This window comes from Pseudomonas sp. GL-RE-26 (assembly GCF_019956275.1).
In the GTDB taxonomy this organism is placed as follows: domain Bacteria; phylum Pseudomonadota; class Gammaproteobacteria; order Pseudomonadales; family Pseudomonadaceae; genus Aquipseudomonas; species Aquipseudomonas grandcourensis.
Genome location: NZ_JAHBDI010000012.1, coordinates 79,168 through 94,719, shown reverse-complemented (window position 1 = coordinate 94,719; position 15,552 = coordinate 79,168). Strand labels below are relative to the sequence as shown.

Annotated in this window: 18 protein-coding genes, 1 tRNA gene and 1 pseudogene; 15 read left to right on the top strand and 5 right to left on the bottom strand. The window is 59.7% G+C overall.

Annotated features, from left to right (window positions below):
- The first annotated feature begins 2 nt into the window (after positions 1–2).
- From KGB07_RS11200 to KGB07_RS11150, 11 genes and pseudogenes are all read left to right on the top strand, one after another.
- Positions 3–464, top strand: coding sequence for an aminoacyl-tRNA deacylase (locus tag KGB07_RS11200; RefSeq protein WP_046040686.1), 462 nt, complete (start codon positions 3–5; stop codon positions 462–464).
- 131 nt (positions 465–595) lie between these two features.
- Positions 596–841 carry a DUF2789 domain-containing protein gene (locus KGB07_RS11195; RefSeq protein ID WP_046040688.1) on the top strand — a complete coding sequence of 82 codons (246 nt, stop codon included), beginning with the start codon at positions 596–598 and terminating at the stop codon, positions 839–841.
- An 82-nt stretch (positions 842–923) separates the two neighbouring features.
- Positions 924–1,169 (top strand): type II toxin-antitoxin system prevent-host-death family antitoxin, encoded by a 246-nt coding sequence (locus KGB07_RS11190; RefSeq protein ID WP_046040690.1) that lies wholly within the window; start codon positions 924–926, stop codon positions 1,167–1,169.
- A pseudogene (locus tag KGB07_RS11185) lies at positions 1,159–1,440 on the top strand (type II toxin-antitoxin system RelE family toxin). Before KGB07_RS11190 ends, KGB07_RS11185 begins: the two are co-directional and overlap by 11 nt.
- Positions 1,441–1,572: 132 nt before the next feature.
- Positions 1,573–2,001, top strand: a complete 429-nt coding sequence (locus tag KGB07_RS11180) for a MarR family winged helix-turn-helix transcriptional regulator (RefSeq protein ID WP_046040691.1) — start codon at positions 1,573–1,575, stop codon at positions 1,999–2,001.
- Entirely contained in the window at positions 1,998–4,070 is a 2,073-nt protein-coding gene (locus KGB07_RS11175) for an FUSC family protein (RefSeq protein WP_223465411.1), read from the top strand. Before KGB07_RS11180 ends, KGB07_RS11175 begins: the two co-directional genes overlap by 4 nt.
- Positions 4,067–4,276 (top strand): DUF1656 domain-containing protein, encoded by a 210-nt coding sequence (locus tag KGB07_RS11170; protein WP_046040693.1) that lies wholly within the window; start codon positions 4,067–4,069, stop codon positions 4,274–4,276. The genes KGB07_RS11175 and KGB07_RS11170 overlap by 4 nt, the downstream gene beginning before the upstream one ends.
- Positions 4,273–5,160, top strand: a complete 888-nt coding sequence (locus tag KGB07_RS11165; RefSeq protein WP_046040694.1) for an HlyD family secretion protein — start codon at positions 4,273–4,275, stop codon at positions 5,158–5,160. The genes KGB07_RS11170 and KGB07_RS11165 overlap by 4 nt, the downstream gene beginning before the upstream one ends.
- Positions 5,157–6,605, top strand: a complete 1,449-nt coding sequence (locus tag KGB07_RS11160; protein ID WP_223465410.1) for an efflux transporter outer membrane subunit — start codon at positions 5,157–5,159, stop codon at positions 6,603–6,605. The genes KGB07_RS11165 and KGB07_RS11160 overlap by 4 nt, the downstream gene beginning before the upstream one ends.
- A gap of 92 nt (positions 6,606–6,697) precedes the next feature.
- Positions 6,698–7,333 (top strand): hypothetical protein, encoded by a 636-nt coding sequence (locus KGB07_RS11155; protein WP_046040698.1) that lies wholly within the window; start codon positions 6,698–6,700, stop codon positions 7,331–7,333.
- Between the two features lie 238 nt (positions 7,334–7,571).
- Positions 7,572–9,077: a YdgA family protein gene (locus KGB07_RS11150; protein WP_046040699.1), complete on the top strand. Its 1,506-nt coding sequence runs from the start codon at positions 7,572–7,574 to the stop codon at positions 9,075–9,077.
- Positions 9,078–9,149: 72 nt separating this feature from the next.
- On the opposite strand, the gene KGB07_RS11145 is transcribed toward KGB07_RS11150, so the two are convergent.
- Positions 9,150–10,679 (bottom strand): FAD-dependent oxidoreductase, encoded by a 1,530-nt coding sequence (locus tag KGB07_RS11145; protein ID WP_223465409.1) that lies wholly within the window; start codon positions 10,677–10,679, stop codon positions 9,150–9,152.
- A gap of 140 nt (positions 10,680–10,819) precedes the next feature.
- On the opposite strand from KGB07_RS11145, the gene KGB07_RS11140 reads away from it, so the two are divergent.
- Positions 10,820–11,380, top strand: a complete 561-nt coding sequence (locus tag KGB07_RS11140) for a YbhB/YbcL family Raf kinase inhibitor-like protein (protein ID WP_223465408.1) — start codon at positions 10,820–10,822, stop codon at positions 11,378–11,380.
- A 56-nt stretch (positions 11,381–11,436) separates the two neighbouring features.
- The gene (locus tag KGB07_RS11135; protein ID WP_223465407.1) at positions 11,437–11,706 is read left to right on the top strand and encodes a hypothetical protein; all 270 of its coding nucleotides are present in this window, start codon (positions 11,437–11,439) and stop codon (positions 11,704–11,706) included.
- Between the two features lie 77 nt (positions 11,707–11,783).
- On the opposite strand, the gene KGB07_RS11130 is transcribed toward KGB07_RS11135, so the two are convergent.
- The 3 genes from KGB07_RS11130 to KGB07_RS11120 all read right to left on the bottom strand — a co-directional run bounded on the left by KGB07_RS11130 (position 11,784) and on the right by KGB07_RS11120 (position 13,225).
- Entirely contained in the window at positions 11,784–12,113 is a 330-nt protein-coding gene (locus tag KGB07_RS11130) for a hypothetical protein (protein ID WP_223465406.1), read from the bottom strand.
- Between the two features lie 61 nt (positions 12,114–12,174).
- Positions 12,175–12,705 (bottom strand): DUF5384 family protein, encoded by a 531-nt coding sequence (locus KGB07_RS11125; RefSeq protein ID WP_046040708.1) that lies wholly within the window; start codon positions 12,703–12,705, stop codon positions 12,175–12,177.
- A 10-nt stretch (positions 12,706–12,715) separates the two neighbouring features.
- Positions 12,716–13,225, bottom strand: coding sequence for a hypothetical protein (locus KGB07_RS11120; RefSeq protein WP_046040710.1), 510 nt, complete (start codon positions 13,223–13,225; stop codon positions 12,716–12,718).
- Positions 13,226–13,437: 212 nt separating this feature from the next.
- On the opposite strand from KGB07_RS11120, the gene KGB07_RS11115 reads away from it, so the two are divergent.
- Positions 13,438–13,587, top strand: coding sequence for a hypothetical protein (locus tag KGB07_RS11115; RefSeq protein WP_185754783.1), 150 nt, complete (start codon positions 13,438–13,440; stop codon positions 13,585–13,587).
- An 84-nt stretch (positions 13,588–13,671) separates the two neighbouring features.
- Here KGB07_RS11115 and KGB07_RS11110 read toward each other — a convergent pair.
- Positions 13,672–13,748, bottom strand: a tRNA-Arg gene (locus KGB07_RS11110).
- Between the two features lie 349 nt (positions 13,749–14,097).
- Between KGB07_RS11110 and gabD the strand changes: the two genes are divergently transcribed.
- On the top strand, positions 14,098–15,540 hold the full coding sequence (gabD, locus tag KGB07_RS11105) for an NADP-dependent succinate-semialdehyde dehydrogenase (protein WP_223465405.1): 1,443 nt from the start codon (positions 14,098–14,100) through the stop codon (positions 15,538–15,540).
- The last annotated feature ends 12 nt before the right edge of the window (positions 15,541–15,552 follow it).

Below are 15,552 nucleotides of genomic sequence, written 5' to 3'. Positions count from 1 at the left end.
TCATGCGTATGGCAAGAACCGTGCAGCGAAGCCTGGAAAAGGCTCAATGCGAATATGACATCGTCAGCCACCCACACTCGGCCAGCAGCCTTGAAACGGCGCGGGTCGCAGGTATTCCTGCCGAACGGGTGGCCAAATCGGTGATCCTCGACGATCACCATGGGCATTACCTGATGGCCGTGCTACCCGCCAGCCGTCACCTTGACCTGAGCAAAGTCCGAAGCAGCGGTGAGTGGCAGGTTTCCCGCGAAAGCAACCTGGCGCACCTGTTCGATGATTGCGAACGCGGTGCCGTACCGGCGCTGGGTGAGTCGTATGGGTTGGAGGTGGTGATCGATCCGATGCTGACCCGGCAGAAAGACATCTATCTGGAGGCCGGCAACCACGTCAACCTGGTGCGCATGGACATGCCCGAGTTTCTGAAAATGGTGCCGCATGCCGAGGTGCGGGAGTTGAGTCATTGAGTCTGCGGTGTCTTCGCTGCCATCATCGCGAGCAGGCTCGCTCCCACAGGGAGATCGAATTTTCCTGTGGGAGCGAGCCTGCTCGCGAATGACCGCGCAGCGGTCCCTAAATTGGTAATCAGGAGTTCGTCATGGAAAACCCGACCCACAACCTTCCATCCCTGTTCAAGCAACTCGGCCTGCCGGACGACGCCGAAAGCATTGATAAATTCATCGCGACCCATTCACCGCTCAAACCGGAACTGCACCTTGCGGATGCTTTTTTCTGGAGCCCGAGTCAGGCGGAGCTTCTGCGTGAGGAGATACTCGATGACGCGGATTGGGCGGAGGTGGTGGATCAGTTGGATGTGATGTTGAGGAAGGGGCGGGGGGTGTAGAAAACTGATAGGCGGTGCTCAACCGAGGTTGCTCTGAATACAATAATTGACCAGAATTAAGACCTCATTTGAGGTCTTAATTATGCAAAGTGTTTTGGCTGATATGGCTGTCAGCGTGTCTGAACTAAAGAAAAACCCCTCTGCCGTTTTGAATGGCGCCCATGGAGGGCCCGTCGCAGTGCTCAATCACAATCGTGTCATGGGGTATATGGTCCCTGCCGATGTGTTCGAAGCCATGATGGAGCGCCTGGATGATCTGGAATTGGCGGAAATCGTGCGTTCTCGTCGTCATGAAACACCGATCCCGGTAACGCTGGATGACTTATAAGCTCGAATTTCTGCCGTCTGCACGCAAGGAATGGGACAAGCTGGGGCACACGCTACGTGAGCAATTCAAAAAGAAGTTGGCAGAGCGGCTCGAAATGCCTCGAATCCCTTCCGACTCACTCCATGGCATGCCCGACTGCTAAAAAATCAAGTTGAAGTCATCGGGATATCGACTCGTCTACGAGGTGATAGATGAGCGCGTCGTCGTTTCTGTCGTTGCTGTAGGAAAGCGCGAACGCAGTCAAGTGTATGAGCGAGCCAAGAAACGTTGATGGCTCTTGGCAGGTCGCTGTTACGTATTTGTTTCAAAACTTGACGGAAAATCCCCTCCAATGCAATATTGATAGTTAGCAAACTAACAGTGTGTATTGTCCCTCGTGCCGAATAACCTCGACGTTCTCCAGATGAACATCAGCAGCGCCATGGTGGTGGCCGCCAGGCATTGGCGCAAAATCTGCCAGACCACGCTGGCCAACTATGGAATCTCCGAAGCCTGCGCCGTTCCGCTGTTGATGATCGGGCGTCTGGGCGAGGGTGTGCGCCAGGTGACGGTGGCCCAGGCAGCTGGGATGGAGAGCCCGTCGCTGGTACGCCTGCTCGATCAGTTGTGCCATGGCGGCTACGTCTGCCGCACCGAAGATGCACAGGACCGCCGCGCCAAATGCCTGAGCCTGACCGAAACCGGTCGGGAGCTGGTGCAGGCGGTCGAAGTGGAGCTGGTGCGCTTGCGCCACGAAGTCCTGGAAGGCATTGACCAGAGTGATCTGGAGGCTACGCTGCGGGTACTGAGAGCATTTGAAGCGGCCACGCCGCCATCGGTGGCCAACTCTTGAACGGATTTTTCTCGGGCATGCCCCCGGCGCGGGACTGGTTCTACGGAGTCCGCACTTTCGCCGCATCAATGATCGCGCTGTACATCGCCCTGCTCATGCAAATGCCGCGTCCGTACTGGGCGATGGCCACGGTGTACATCGTTTCCAGTCCGTTTCTCGGCCCCACCAGTTCCAAGGCGCTGTACCGGGCGGTCGGCACCTTTATCGGCGCTGCGGCGGCGGTTTTGTTCGTGCCGATGTTCGTGCAGAGCCCTTACGTGCTGGTGGTGGTGATCGCGCTGTGGACCGGGACTCTGCTGTTTCTGTCCCTGCATTTGCGCACGGCCAACAACTACGCCTTGATGCTCGCCGGTTACACCTTGCCGTTGATCGCCCTGCCAGTGGTGAACAACCCGCTCGGCGTATGGGACGTGGCCGAAGCGCGGACCGAGGAAATCTTTCTGGGCATCGCCGTGGCGGCGGTGGTCGGTGCGATGTTCTGGCCCCGGCGCCTGGCGCCGGTGTTCAATGATTCGGTGAGCAAATGGTTTACCGATGCATCGACCTACAGCCTGCGTTTCCTTAGCCGCAACGTGCAGCCTGAAGAAGTCAGTGCGTTGCGCACGTCGATGGTCGCCACGTTCAACTCCCTGGAGCTGATGATCGGTCAGTTGCCCCACGAAGGCTCGCGTCCGCAGACAGTGCGTAACACCAAGGAATTGCGCGGACGGATGATTCACCTGCTGCCAGTGATCGATGCCCTTGACGACGCGCTTTACGCCCTGGAACGGCGCACCCCGGAGCTTGTGGACAAGTTCGCACCCTTGCTGGCCGCCACCACCGAATGGCTCGAGCACAAGGATGCCGATCTCGACCGCTGGCAAGCCTTGAAGGATCAACTTGAGGCCCTGCAACCGGCTCCCGAAGCGCTGGATGACCGCAAGCAACTGCTGTTCTCCAACGCCATTTACCGACTCGGCGAGTGGATCGATTTGTGGCAGGACTGTCGCAGCCTGCAATACGCCATCCAGTGCGAAAGCCAGGACAGCTGGCGCGCGGCGTATCGGCACTGGCGGCTGGGACGGCTATCCCCGTTCCTGGATCGCGGCCTGATGTTTTATTCCGCGGCGTCCACCGTCACCGCGATTATCGTCGCTTCGGTGCTGTGGATTCTGCTCGGCTGGACCGATGGCGGCAGCGCCGTGATCCTGGCGGCGGTGGCGTGCAGTTTCTTTGCCTCGATGGACGACCCGGCGCCGCAGATTTACCGGTTCTTTTTCTGGACTGCGATGTCGGTGGTGTTCGCCAGCCTTTATCTGTTTCTGGTGCTGCCCAACCTGCATGACTTTCCGATGCTGGTGCTGGCGTTTGCCGTGCCGTTCATTTGCATCGGCACCCTGACGGTCAAGCCGCAGTTTTACCTGGGCATGCTGCTGACTCTGGTCAACACCTCGTCCTTCATCAGCATTCAGGGCGCTTACGACGCGGACTTCCTCAGTTTCGCCAACTCCAACCTGGCCGGCCCCATGGGTTTGCTGTTCGCGTTCATCTGGACCCTGATTGCCCGGCCGTTCGGTGCCGAACTGGCGGCCAAGCGCCTGACCCGTTTCAGCTGGCGTGACATCGTCAGCCTCTCCGAGCCGGCCACGTTGTCTGAGCATCGGCTTCTGGGCATACGGATGCTCGATCGGTTGATGCAGCATCTGCCGCGCCTGGCCATGACCGGCCAGGACTCCGGCGTGGCGCTGCGGGAAGTGCGGGTGGCGCTGAATCTGTTGGACCTGCTCGCTTATACGCCGCGGGTCCTTGGTGTGCCGCAGGTGCTGCTGCGTCAGGTGGTGGCCGAGGTGGGCGAGTACTTCAAGGCCTGTCTCAAGGCCGGTGAACGCCTGCAGGCACCGAGCCCGTTGCTGATGACCCTCGACCGCACGCGCCGTGCCCTCAGCGGTGCCGGTGATGACGAAACCCGTCGGCATCTTCTGCACGCCCTGAGCGGCCTGCGCCTGGCACTGTTGCCCGGCGTTGAATTCGTCGGCTCCGCCGAGCCCGAAGAGCCGCTTCCCCATGGCATTGATGGAGCGCCTTTATGATCGGTGACCTGGATATGAGCGGGGTGTTCCTGCCCACGCTGCTGGTGCTGATGGGCATTACGTATGTGTTGTACCTGTTGGTGCACGGGGTGCTGACGCGCCTGCACTTTTACCGTCTGGTCTGGCACCGGGCATTGTTCAACGTGGCCCTCTACGCCTTGCTGCTTGGCGCCGTGGACTCACTCAGTCGATACCTGATGACATGAAAAAACCGTTTCTAACCCTGGGTCGCGTGGTGTTGACCCTGCTGATCGTGAGCTTCGCCGTTGTCGTGGTCTGGCGCATGGTGATGTATTACATGTTCGCGCCCTGGACCCGCGACGGGCACATCCGTGCCGACATCGTGCAAATCGCGCCGGATGTCTCCGGGCTGATTCAGGAAGTGGAGGTGCGCGACAACCAGTTGGTCAAGCGTGGCCAGGTGCTGTTCAGCATCGATCCTGACCGCTTCAAACTGGCCCTGCGCCAGGCGAAAGCGGCAGTCGCTGACCGCGAGGAAACCCTGGCCCAGGCCCAGCGCGAGGCCAAGCGGAACAAGGGGCTTGGCAACCTGGTGCCGGGTGAGCAACTGGAAGAAAGCCAGTCGAAAGTGGCCCGCGCCCAAGTGGCCTTGATGGAAGCCCAGGTGGCGGTGGACAGCGCGCAGCTCAACCTCGACCGCTCGGTGATCCGCAGCCCGGTGGACGGCTACGTCAACGATCGCGCGCCACGGGCCCAGGAGTTCGTCAGCGCCGGGCGTCCGGTGTTGTCGGTGGTCGACAGCAACTCGTTCCATATCGATGGCTATTTCGAAGAAACCAAACTGAACGGCATCCATATCGGGCAAAGCGTCGACATCCGGGTGATCGGCGACAATGCGCGCTTGCGTGGGCATGTGGAGAGCATCGTCGCCGGCATCGAAGACCGCGACCGCACCAGCGGCAACAACCTGCTGCCCAACGTCAATCCGGCGTTCAGCTGGGTGCGGTTGGCCCAGCGGATTCCGGTGCGGATCGCCTTCGACGACGTGCCGGAAGATTTCCGCATGATCGCCGGGCGCACCGCCACGGTATCGATCATCGACGATCAGAAACGGGAGCCGGCGCAATGAGCAAGGCCTCGGGTTTGGCGGTCGCCGGATTAGGCTTGCTGCTGTCGGCGTGTCAGATGGTTGGGCCGGATTATCATTTGCCTGAAGAGGCGGCTGTCCATCGTCCAGACTTGCAGGGCGATCTGGCGGTCGACGGTAAAACGGTGGTTTCCGCGCCGGTGCCGGCCGATTGGTGGCGCTTGTACAAGGATCCGCGACTCGACCAATTGGTGCAGCAGGCCATGGCCTCCAACACCGATTTGCGCGTGGCGGCGGCCAGCCTGTCGCGATCCCGCGCTCAGGTCGATGAGGCCGAAGCGGCAGGTGGCTGGAGCGGCGGCGTGAAAATGGGCGCCCAGCGTTTGCAGGAGTCCGGCCAGGCCTTCCTGATACCGGAAAAAGTGCCGGTGGCCAACATCGGCGATATCGGCATCAGTGCGTCGTACCAGTTCGACCTGTTCGGCACCTTGCAACGCGGTATCGAAGCGGCCAAGGCCAATGCCGATGCGACGCAGGCCGCCGCCGATACTGCACGCATCACCGTGGTGGCCGACGTGGTTCGCGCCTACACACAAGTGTGTGCAGCCAATGAAGAGCGGGAAATCGCCCAGCACTCCCTCGACCTGCAAGCCCAGAGCACCACGCTGATCCAGCGCCTGCGCGATGCCGGGCGAGGCGACGAAACCCAGGTCACCCGTTCGCAGACCCAATTCAAATCCCTGCGCGCCGACATGCCGCGCTATGAAGCCGCACGTCAGGCCGGGCTGTATCGTTTGTCGATGTTGCTGGCCAAGCCGGTGGACCAGTTGCCGGCTGGCACCGCCACCTGTGACGAGCTGCCAAAAATCGCGCAATTGATCCCGGTGGGCGATGGCGCCGCGTTGCTCAAGCGCCGTCCCGATGTACGGCAGGCCGAACGTCGACTGGCGACCGCGACGGCCGGTATCGGCGTCGCTACGGGCGAGCTGTACCCGAACATCAGCATCGGCGCGACCATCGGTACCGTCGGTATCCTGGACGATCTCGGCGACCCGTCTACCAACCGCTGGGGCTTCGGTCCGTCGCTGACCTGGAACGTGCCGACCAACGGCGCCCGGGCGCGCATCCGCGAAGCCGAAGCGGTTACCCAGGCGACCCTGGCGCATTTCGACGGGGTGGTGCTCAACGCCATTCGCGAAACCCAGACCGGCCTGGCCCAGTACACGGCATTGCTGCAGCGCCGCGACGCACTGGCCGATGCCGAGCAATCGGCAAAACTGGCAGCCGACCAGACCCACCGCTTCTTCCAGGCCGGCCGCGCCTCGTTCCTGGCGGACCTGCAAGCCACCCGCACCTACATCGACGTCACGGCGCAACTGGCGGCCGCGAACACCCAGGTTGCCGCCAGTCAGATCGATTTGTTCCTCGCCTTGGGCGGCGGTTGGGAAAGCGGACGAACGCAAGCGTCGAACTCCGGCAAACCCTGAGGCCGTTGCTATGCTTTGAAGAGTTGGAGGGCGCCCCGTGCAAAGCGCTCTTTCTTCGCACAAGGCTCGCGCAGTTCAGGGGGAAACCAATAATGAAAAACCCTTATGCTCTCGGCTTCTGGTGCGCCATCGTGGCGTTGGTGCTGCTGTCGGCCACCTATTTCTACGGCATCATGCTGGCCCACCAGATCGACAAGGCTCTGGCGTTCCTCGACAGTGCCGCCGCGCTGATTGCCGTGATGTCCATTGCGGTGGTGGCCTGGGCCTCGGTCCAGAACCAACGCATCAAGAAAAGACAACTCGAACAAGGCAAGACCCTGGTCCTGATCTGGGACACCAAGGTGGCGCTGCGTCGTGTCGAAACGGTGTTCGACCGTTATTTCTGGGGCAGTTACTGGCAACCGGGGCGCACCTTTCAGGAAGTCATGGGCGAATTGACCGGCACTCCGCTGGAAAAAAGCCTCGAGAGCCTGAAAAAACAGTGTCTGGCGCTGGATCGGCAGGTGGCTGACGACGGTCGGCACTGGCTCAGCAATGCCCGGGAACTGGCGGATGTCGCCACGGCCATGGCCCGCGAACGCTATCAACTGGACGTCTGCGACCCGCGTTCGGAAGTGACGGGCGGGGCGGTGATCAACCGCGACTTCGAAGTGCTGGTGTACACCTGGACTGCGCGGCTCAAAAGTTTTGATCATCAGTTGGATGAGATCGAGGTCCAATACTCTTGAGTTGATATTGGCTGTTCGATCGCCATCGCGAGCCTGCTCGCGATGGCGAATGCATTGACTGCGAATATCTCCAACCGTGTCACCACCCCCAAAGACACTCTTTCACCTTTAAACATTGAGCCGTTCGTCGCGCCCGGTGCTAATCTGCAATTCACTTTCAGCGCAGTCGAGCCGCAACCCGTCATGGGTTCAGGGAAGACGACCTCACTTTCAACAACGGACATTGAACGGGTCATACATGAATAAATCAGCAGGCGTGCTACTGGGAATTGTTGTCGCAATCGGTGCCATCAGCGCAGGCGGAGCCTGGTTCACCGGCACCAAAATCGAAGGTGTGCTGAACACCTCGATCGCTGATGCCAACAAGGAATTGCAGGCGGCGATGGTCGGCTCCAACGGCACCGCGTCGCTGGAACTGGTGTCGCTGGAGCGTCATGTGTTCAGCAGCACCGCGCACTATCGCCTCAAGGGCGAAGGCGAAATGTTCGGCGAAGCGCCGGTCGAGTTGCTGTTTGTCGATCACATCGAACACGGCCCGTTGCCGTTCTCGCGCCTGATGTCGCTCAAATGGCTGCCGGTCCTGGCGACCAGTCACTACGAGCTGGAAAAGACCCCGCTCACCGAGAAGTGGTTTGCCGCTGCCAAGGACAAGTCCCCGCTGACCGGCGTGGTCAATATCGGCTACGACAACGCTACCAATGGCACCTTCGAGTTGCAGCCGTTGGAAATGGCCCTGGATGACAAGTCGAGCATGAAGTTCTCCGGCCTGAGCATGGACATCGACGCCAGCGCCAAGGCGCAGAAGGTCAAGGCCAACGGCTACATGGACAGCCTGAAGGTGACCACCGTGTCCGAAGACCAGGCGCCGGTGCAGGTTGAGTTGAACGGCCTGACCCTGGCCAGCAACCTGACAAAAAGTACTTACGGTTTCTACACTGGCGAGAACGTCGTTGAATTGGCCAGCGGCAAATCGACTTTCGGCGTCAAGCAGTCGGTGCTGGACTTCAAGAAGTTCGAAATGAAGAACCTGACTGAAGAAAAGGGCAGCAACGCCTCCGGACGTGCCGACTACAAGGTCGGTGACGTGTCTTTCAACGGCAAGACCATCGGTTCCGGTGCGCTGGCCATGAGCCTGAAGAACCTCGACATTCCGGCGACCTTGTCATTGATGCAGGTTTACCAGACCAAACTGCAGCCGTATGAAAGGGCGGCGGCCGAAGCAACGGCGGCCGGCCTGCCGGCACCAGAGCTGAAACTGACCGAAGCCGAAGAGGCGCTGCTCAAGTCCAGCCTGGAAAAACTGCTGGCGGCCGGACCACAAGTGGCCCTGGAAAACCTGTCGTTCAACACCGCCAACGGTGAGAGCCGCGCCAACATGGTGCTCGACCTGACCAAGCCACAAGCCATCGATCTGCCAACCGATCAGTTGGTCAGGCAGTTGATCGCGCTGCTGGACTTCAAGCTGCAAGTGTCCAAAGCCATGTTGGTCGATGTGCTCACCGTGCAGTCGCAAATCGACGGTCAGACCGACGCCAAGCTGATTGCCGACCAGGCCACCGCCACCGCGGACATGTTCAGCAGCATGGCGGTCGGTAGCCAACTGGCAAAACTGGACGGCAACAACATCGTCACCAACTTGCGTTACGCCAACAATCAGGTGGACTTCAACGGCCAGAAAATGACCGTCGAAGAGTTTGCCAGTTTTGTGATGAGCAAGTTCGCAGATGCCAGTGCCACTGAATAACGGCGGCTGTTAACCCTGCAACGCCCGGCCTCTGCATCGCGCAGGCGCCGGGCGTTTTGCTGTCCGGCATGTCTAGGGGACGTCACGGATCAGGCGCCATGCCTCTTCCCAGGGCAAGGATTGTTTCATCCGCTCGGCGAGCATCGCCATGGCCCGGTCCATCTCGCAGGCTACCGCCGCCGACACCACGCCGTTTTTTCCGAACAGGCCTATGAACGGCGGATCGTAAGGGTCGCCCTTGAACTCGACTTCGTCCCAGGCCTCGGCGTGCCCGAGGTAGTCGTAGGTTTTACCGAAATGCCAGGTCCAGAAATACGGCACGTCGAGGTAATGCTCGTCACCGCCCAGCATATTGGCCGCGGCGATCCGCGCCTGCTGTTGGGCCAGTCGCCAGTGTTCGATGCGCAGGTATTGGTTGTTCAGCGGGAACGTGGCGATATCGCCAGCCGCCCAAAGGCTGTCGGTCACGCGCATTGCGCCATCGACACGCAGCGAGTGATCCTGCTCCTTCGGCAACCCGGTAAAGGCTGCTGTGGCTGGCGTGACGCCAATGCCGACCAACACCAGATCGGCCGCCAGGCGTTGGCCGTTGTCCAGGCGCACGGCCTCGACCTTGTCCGTCCCTTCGATCTGTACCGCATTGCCCTGGGTATGAAACACGACGCCATTGGCTTCATGTCGCGCGCGAATGGCCTTGCCGACCGTGTCACCGAACTGTTTGGCAAACGGTACTTCGTGGCGGGCCAGCACGGTCACGTGCAGGCCAAGCTGGCGCAGGGACGAGGCGGACTCCATGGCAATGAAACTGTCACCGATGATCACCACCCGCTGGCCGGCGCTGGCGCTGTCGAGAATCTGCTGCGCATGGGCTTTGGAGCGTAGGACGAACACTTGCGGCAGGTTGGCGCCGGGCAGCGTCAGTGTGTTAGGCACGCCGCCGGTGGCCAGCAGTGCGGCGTCGTAGGTCAATGATTGGCCGTCAGTCAGCCGCAGCGTGTGGTTTGGCGTATCCAGGCTTGCAACTTCGCCTCGCAGGCGCTCGATCCGCTGCTCGCGGTAAAAGTCCTTGTCGCGTAGCGGCGGGACTTCGTCCAGAGGCATCTCCCCGGCGATCACGTACTTGCTCAGCGCGGTGCGGTCGTATCCGGCATCGGCTTCGTGGTCGATCAACAGCAATCGGCCGCCGAAACCTTTCTCGCGCAAACACGCTGCCGCCGCCGTGCCTGCCGCGCCAGCGCCGACAATGATGAAGGTTCGTGAATCGTCGGCCGGTGGCGGGTGGGCACCCGGCATCGGCTGGTCGCCGACCCAGATGTCGCCGTCACGGACTTCGAGGGGATAGCGCTTGAGGCTGTCCAGGGCTGGCGGCTCACACAGCCCGCCATCCTCGATCCGAAACTGCGCCTTGTGCCACGGACAGGTCAGGCGCCCAAGACATATCGCCCCGTCCGCCAGCGGGGCTCCGGCATGCGGGCATTCGGCCTGATAAGCGCGCAGTTGATCGCCGGTCCGCAACAGCAGAATTTTGCTGTCCCGGACCTGCACTTCCAGACCCCGGTCTTCGGGCACATTGGCGACACGCGCAACGCGATGCAGAGTCATGATCGCTCTCCAGACAGACGTTTCACTTATGAGTCTGGTACTTATCGCGAGGTTCAGCCAATTCCCCCCTGCCACGACGTGAACGGTCCGGCTATAGTTTGCACGCCGACGACGGCCCAACACGCACAAGGTGCTCCGGTATGCCCCGATTGACCTCAATGAACCCTTGGCTCGCGGCCTTGGCAGTCGCCCTTTGCGTGCAGTTTCCGGCGCAGGCCCAGGAACGTTTCACCCTGAACATTCCCGGCGTCTCCGATGACCGTCTGTTCACGTCCGCCGCCGCCAGCGACTCCGCAGGTTGTGGCGGACATAATATTTCCCCGGCATTGAACTGGAACGCCGGCCCGGCAGCCACCCAAAGCTACGCCATCGTCATGCACGACCCTGACGGCCAGAAAGGCCAGGGTGTCGATCAGTGGGTGCACTACGGCATCAAGGCTGTCACCCACCAGATCCCGGCCGGCGCCGGTAGCAAACCCGGCCTCGAAGGCGTCGGCGGTACCAACAGCAAGGCAACCACCGGCTACATCGGCCCTTGCCCGCCCGTTGGCGACAGCGCGCACCACTACATCATCCAGATCTACGCCCTGGACCTGCCCCCGGACGCCTTGCCCGCCGGCCTGACCCGCGCGCAGCTGCTGGAAAAAATCAAAGGCCACGTCCTGAGAAACAGCAGCGTGGTGCGGCGCTATCACCGCTGAAGGCTGATCGTCCCAGCGGATTTGCAGAAAACTGAAGTGCGCGGCATTCCGGGGATTTGGCATCCACCCCCGAAAGCGCGCACTATCAGGCTATAGCCGATGCGTTGGAGGATGCCGTGGCAAAAAAAATCGACCGCATCGCCCAAATGCTCAACTGCCCACAAAAGGGCGAGGAACTGCGGCGAGCAATTACCGAGAGTCGCAAGGATTTTCTGCTGAACCAGCCGGAAGAAGACGTGGTTGAAGACGACGACCTTGAAGAGGAGATTTTCGAGGACGACGAGGACGATGATGAGTACGACGAGTTCGACTGGACTACAGAATGAAAAAAAACCGCTTCGGCGGTTTTTTTGTGGGTCCAGGTAAAAGCCCTTATGTGCTGTGTCTGGCGTACTTGCTAGTGTCAGAGCCCATTGGGGAGAAATTTGGTTGCGCCGCTGACATCATCGATTTTCTTGATGCGAAAGGCTTTCAGGCAAGTTTCGTCGCGGGTGTTGGCGTCAGAGCAAAATTGCTTGATGAAATCGGCAAAGACCATGTCTTGGCCATTAACGGTGAGGACGCGCTTGTAATATTCACCATTGATGCCTTGGGCTTGACGACTGGTAGTCATCTCCTGATCCACCACCAGTTGTCCGTGCAGGTCGACAGCTGGAACCTGGGCTTTGGGGTCTTCTTTGGAGCAGGCGCTCAGCAGTAGTCCCGCAGCAATCAGCGTACATAAACGCAGCATATGAATTCATCTCTGATAACGGATGCCCCGGACCAGGGTCCGGGGAAGATCGATAGGAAGATTACTCGCCGAACAAGCGGCTGGAGCGGTTGACGTCAGCCTTGCCGGTATCTTCCAGCAGAGACTTGGCACCGGAGGTCACATTGCGTGCCGAGTCGGCTTCAGACTGGATCACGTCGGTGCGTGCCGCGCTATCACGCAACTCCGCATCGATGTAGTCGTTGGCACGTGCGGTGCGCGCGCGCTTGGCCTGTAGTGCCAGGCGGCGCTCTTCCAGGTCCAGTGCGCGCAATTCGTCTTCGAAGCCTTCTTCACGGGTTTGAACACGCTTATGTTCAGTTTCTTGTGTCTTGCGCTGCTCGAGGGCCCTTTGTTGCGCAGCTTGCTGTGCCACTGCCCGTTGCCGACGATCAGCAGCGCTACGAGCTTCCTCGCGTGCCCGGTCGGCTGCCGCCTGACGGAGGCGTTCGGCCTCAGCGGCGGCTTCAGCCTGTTTGGTTTGCTGTTCGATTTGATACAGATTGTCGAATTGGCCTGCCAATGTCGGCATGGTGAGCAGTGCGAGGACGGAGCCCAGAACTATATGTTTCATGTCCGACCCCTTAGCTTTTCTTGGGTTCTGGACAGGTCGCATTCGGCTGAATGCGTGTTTCGTTGGAGATCGTCATCACCATCAGGGATATTTCGCCAACCTTGAACTCACAAGGGCGACCCACTTGGGCAGAAGTGAAGATCTTGCCGCTTTCGGAATAACCAATCAGCACGCCCGGTACGAGGGTGGTGTCATTGACCATCGAGCCCGCCATGGCGCCTGCAGCGCCACCGGCTACACCGCCGACAATGGCCGTGTCAGTGTTTTTAGTGTTGCCCAGTGCGGCACCACCGATCAGACCCAGTACCCCGCCCGCCATCATGGCTGCTTTTTTGTTCTTTTCGTTGCTGACTTTTATCTTGCTCGGCGAAATCGTAAGGATTTTGACGGTTTTAGCTTCCTGCTGAGTGTTTACCTGAGTGGCGTCGAATACATCTGCTTGATACTCCTCACCACTCGTTTGGCAGCCAGCAAGAACGGCAGCAATCGAAAGCACCAGGCAGCGTTTTAACATCATCATTTCTAATATCTCTATGAGCGTAAGAAATCCCGAAAGGGACAATCCATTGTGATTTGAGGCAATGTGCCATCATTTTAATCAAACTCAAGAAGATAAGGCCAAGGAAACTTTGGAGAGGATGTGGATTAGGTGCTTTAGGCAGTTTCAAAGCCCGCAGCCTGCTGCTGATGCCGATCACTGGCATTTTCCTGATGCTCGGTAACGGCTAAGGGTTGAAAGTCTTCGACCAGCAGATGGTCGCCAGGAACGGCATGGATATCGGCGGGGTGGCCAGCCTCGGGAGGCTGCATTCGCTGCTGGCCTGGCTGTTCGTGATTTTAGTGGTCGGCCACTTCGGTGCGGCGACTATCAGCAACCGTTGAACGGGGGGGCATGAGTTTCCTAAAAACAACACCCACAAAAAAGCCCCAGACCCATAAGACCTGAGGCTTTCTCGCTACAACGTATGGTGCACCAGGCGGGATTCGAACCCACGACCCCTGCCTTCGGAGGGCAGTACTCTATCCAGCTGAGCTACTGGTGCAGCGGGCGCCATGATACGCATATGCACTGCGGGCGTCCATGCTGCTGAATCGCCTGCGTTTTTTTAAAGCTGTAACGCGCGTTTGCTACGTTGATCAGAAAAAATAGGCAAAAGCGTCGTTTTCGTTCTTTTTTTCGAACAGCCTATTGTCCTTTACCCCCTTTGATCCTAGGATTCGTTTGAGATTTCAAACGCTCTTGTCTGGGTGCTGAACCGCACGATTTGAATCAGTGCGCTATTTATGTGCTTCAGCCCGGTGAATGATTTCCCTGACGGCAGCCTATCGAGGCGCCTTTCTACAATCATAATTTGCTCCGCATTCGTTGCGGTGCTGTTAAGGAAAGCCGACATGCAGCTTAAAGACACCCAGTTGTTCCGCCAGCAAGCCTTCATCGATGGCGCGTGGGTTGATGCGGACAATGGTCAGACGATCAAGGTCAACAACCCGGCAACGGGCGAAATTCTGGGCACCGTGCCGAAGATGGGCGCTGCCGAAACCCGCCGTGCGATCGAAGCTGCTGACAAAGCGCTGCCGGCCTGGCGTGCACTGACCGCCAAAGAACGTGCGACCAAGCTGCGTCGCTGGTTCGAGCTGATCATCGAGAACCAGGAAGACCTGGCTCGCCTGATGACCCTGGAGCAAGGCAAGCCATTGGCCGAAGCCAAGGGCGAAATCGTTTACGCCGCGTCCTTCATCGAATGGTTCGCCGAAGAAGCCAAGCGCATCTACGGTGACGTGATTCCGGGCCACCAGCCAGACAAGCGCCTGATCGTGATCAAGCAGCCAATCGGCGTGACCGCTGCAATCACCCCGTGGAACTTCCCGGCTGCAATGATCACCCGTAAAGCCGGCCCGGCCCTGGCCGCCGGTTGCACCATGGTGCTCAAGCCTGCTTCGCAAACTCCGTTTTCCGCCTTCGCCCTGGCCGAACTGGCCCAGCGTGCCGGCATCCCGGCTGGTGTGTTCAGCGTGGTTTCCGGTAGCGCCGGCGACATCGGCAGCGAGCTGACCAGCAACCCGATCGTGCGCAAGCTGTCCTTCACCGGTTCGACCGAAATCGGTCGTCAACTGATGTCGGAATGCGCCAAGGACATCAAGAAAGTGTCCCTGGAACTGGGCGGCAACGCTCCGTTCATCGTGTTCGACGACGCGGACCTGGATAAGGCCGTCGAAGGCGCGATCATTTCCAAATATCGCAACAACGGCCAGACCTGCGTCTGCGCCAACCGCCTGTACATTCAGGATTCGGTCTACGACGCGTTCGCCGAGAAGCTGAAAGTGGCTGTGGCCAAGCTCAAGATCGGTAACGGTCTGGAAGCAGGCACCACCACTGGCCCGCTGATCGACGAAAAAGCCGTGGCCAAGGTGCAAGAGCACATTGCTGACGCCATTTCCAAAGGCGCCACCGTGCTGTCCGGCGGCAAGTCGATGGAAGGCAACTTCTTCGAGCCGACCATCCTGACCAACGTGCCGAACAACGCTGCCGTGGCCAAGGAAGAAACCTTCGGTCCATTGGCTCCACTGTTCCGCTTCAAAGACGAAGCCGACGTGATCGCAATGTCCAACGACACCGAGTTCGGTCTGGCCTCGTACTTCTATGCCCGCGACCTGGGTCGTGTGTTCCGTGTGGCTGAAGCCCTGGAATACGGCATGGTCGGCGTCAACACCGGGTTGATCTCCAACGAAGTCGCGCCGTTCGGCGGCATCAAGGCCTCGGGCCTGGGCCGTGAAGGTTCCAAGTACGGCATCGAAGATTACCTGGAAATCAAATACCTCTGCCTGGGCATCTAAGCCCGGCACGGC